General features: G+C 53.2%; 1 rRNA gene. It reads left to right on the top strand.

The window, feature by feature from the left end:
* The first annotated feature begins 79 nt into the window (after positions 1–79).
* Positions 80–3,007 (top strand): 23S ribosomal RNA (locus tag SC79_RS19590).
* The last annotated feature ends 1 nt before the right edge of the window (position 3,008 follow it).

Genomic DNA, 3,008 nt, shown 5'->3' with positions numbered 1-3,008 from the left:
TTGTTCTTTGAAAACTAGATAACAGTAGACATCACATTCAATTAGTAAGACAAGATATCACATAGTGATTCTTTTTAACGGTTAAGTTAGAAAGGGCGCACGGTGGATGCCTTGGCACTAGGAGCCGATGAAGGACGGGACGAACACCGATATGCTTCGGGGAGCTGTAAGCAAGCTTTGATCCGGAGATTTCCGAATGGGGAAACCCACCACTCGTAATGGAGTGGTATCCATATCTGAATTCATAGGATATGAGAAGGCAGACCCGGGGAACTGAAACATCTAAGTACCCGGAGGAAGAGAAAGCAAATGCGATTCCCTGAGTAGCGGCGAGCGAAACGGGATTAGCCCAAACCAAGAGGCTTGCCTCTTGGGGTTGTAGGACACTCTGTACGGAGTTACAAAGGAACGAGGTAGATGAAGAGGTCTGGAAAGGCCCGCCATAGGAGGTAACAGCCCTGTAGTCAAAACTTCGTTCTCTCCTGAGTGGATCCTGAGTACGGCGGAACACGTGAAATTCCGTCGGAATCCGGGAGGACCATCTCCCAAGGCTAAATACTCCCTAGTGACCGATAGTGAACCAGTACCGTGAGGGAAAGGTGAAAAGCACCCCGGAAGGGGAGTGAAAGAGATCCTGAAACCGTGTGCCTACAAGTAGTCAGAGCCCGTTAACGGGTGATGGCGTGCCTTTTGTAGAATGAACCGGCGAGTTACGATCCCGTGCAAGGTTAAGCAGAAGATGCGGAGCCGCAGCGAAAGCGAGTCTGAATAGGGCGCATGAGTACGTGGTCGTAGACCCGAAACCAGGTGATCTACCCATGTCCAGGGTGAAGTTCAGGTAACACTGAATGGAGGCCCGAACCCACGCACGTTGAAAAGTGCGGGGATGAGGTGTGGGTAGGGGTGAAATGCCAATCGAACCTGGAGATAGCTGGTTCTCTCCGAAATAGCTTTAGGGCTAGCCTCAAGGTAAGAGTCTTGGAGGTAGAGCACTGATTGGACTAGGGGCCCCTACCGGGTTACCGAATTCAGTCAAACTCCGAATGCCAATGACTTATCCTTGGGAGTCAGACTGCGAGTGATAAGATCCGTAGTCGAAAGGGAAACAGCCCAGACCGCCAGCTAAGGTCCCAAAGTATACGTTAAGTGGAAAAGGATGTGGAGTTGCTTAGACAACCAGGATGTTGGCTTAGAAGCAGCCACCATTTAAAGAGTGCGTAATAGCTCACTGGTCGAGTGACTCTGCGCCGAAAATGTACCGGGGCTAAACGTATCACCGAAGCTGCGGACTGTTCTTCGAACAGTGGTAGGAGAGCGTTCTAAGGGCTGTGAAGCCAGACCGGAAGGACTGGTGGAGCGCTTAGAAGTGAGAATGCCGGTATGAGTAGCGAAAGAGGGGTGAGAATCCCCTCCACCGAATGCCTAAGGTTTCCTGAGGAAGGCTCGTCCGCTCAGGGTTAGTCGGGACCTAAGCCGAGGCCGAAAGGCGTAGGCGATGGACAACAGGTTGATATTCCTGTACCACCTCCTCACCATTTGAGCAATGGGGGGACGCAGGAGGATAGGGTAAGCGCGGTATTGGATATCCGCGTCCAAGCAGTTAGGCTGGGAAATAGGCAAATCCGTTTCCCATAAGGCTGAGCTGTGATGGCGAGCGAAATTTAGTAGCGAAGTTCCTGATTCCACACTGCCAAGAAAAGCCTCTAGCGAGGTGAGAGGTGCCCGTACCGCAAACCGACACAGGTAGGCGAGGAGAGAATCCTAAGGTGATCGAGAGAACTCTCGTTAAGGAACTCGGCAAAATGACCCCGTAACTTCGGGAGAAGGGGTGCTCTGTTAGGGTGCAAGCCCGAGAGAGCCGCAGTGAATAGGCCCAGGCGACTGTTTAGCAAAAACACAGGTCTCTGCGAAGCCGTAAGGCGAAGTATAGGGGCTGACGCCTGCCCGGTGCTGGAAGGTTAAGAGGAGCGCTTAGCGTAAGCGAAGGTGCGAATTGAAGCCCCAGTAAACGGCGGCCGTAACTATAACGGTCCTAAGGTAGCGAAATTCCTTGTCGGGTAAGTTCCGACCCGCACGAAAGGCGCAACGATCTGGGCACTGTCTCAACGAGAGACTCGGTGAAATTATAGTACCTGTGAAGATGCAGGTTACCCGCGACAGGACGGAAAGACCCCGTGGAGCTTTACTGCAGCCTGATATTGAATGTTGGTACAGCTTGTACAGGATAGGTAGGAGCCTTGGAAACCGGAGCGCCAGCTTCGGTGGAGGCATCGGTGGGATACTACCCTGGCTGTATTGACCTTCTAACCCGCCGCCCTTATCGGGCGGGGAGACAGTGTCAGGTGGGCAGTTTGACTGGGGCGGTCGCCTCCTAAAAGGTAACGGAGGCGCCCAAAGGTTCCCTCAGAATGGTTGGAAATCATTCGCAGAGTGTAAAGGCACAAGGGAGCTTGACTGCGAGACCTACAAGTCGAGCAGGGACGAAAGTCGGGCTTAGTGATCCGGTGGTTCCGCATGGAAGGGCCATCGCTCAACGGATAAAAGCTACCCCGGGGATAACAGGCTTATCTCCCCCAAGAGTCCACATCGACGGGGAGGTTTGGCACCTCGATGTCGGCTCATCGCATCCTGGGGCTGTAGTCGGTCCCAAGGGTTGGGCTGTTCGCCCATTAAAGCGGTACGCGAGCTGGGTTCAGAACGTCGTGAGACAGTTCGGTCCCTATCCGTCGCGGGCGCAGGAAATTTGAGAGGAGCTGTCCTTAGTACGAGAGGACCGGGATGGACGCACCGCTGGTGTACCAGTTGTTCTGCCAAGGGCATCGCTGGGTAGCTATGTGCGGACGGGATAAGTGCTGAAAGCATCTAAGCATGAAGCCCCCCTCAAGATGAGATTTCCCATTCCGCAAGGAAGTAAGATCCCTGAAAGATGATCAGGTTGATAGGTCTGAGGTGGAAGTGTGGCGACACATGGAGCTGACAGATACTAATCGATCGAGGACTTAACCACA

This window comes from Bacillus sp. MSP13 (assembly GCF_000815295.1).
GTDB classification, from domain to species: Bacteria; Bacillota; Bacilli; order Bacillales; family Bacillaceae; genus Bacillus; species Bacillus vallismortis.
This window is presented reverse-complemented; position numbering and strand designations above follow the sequence as displayed.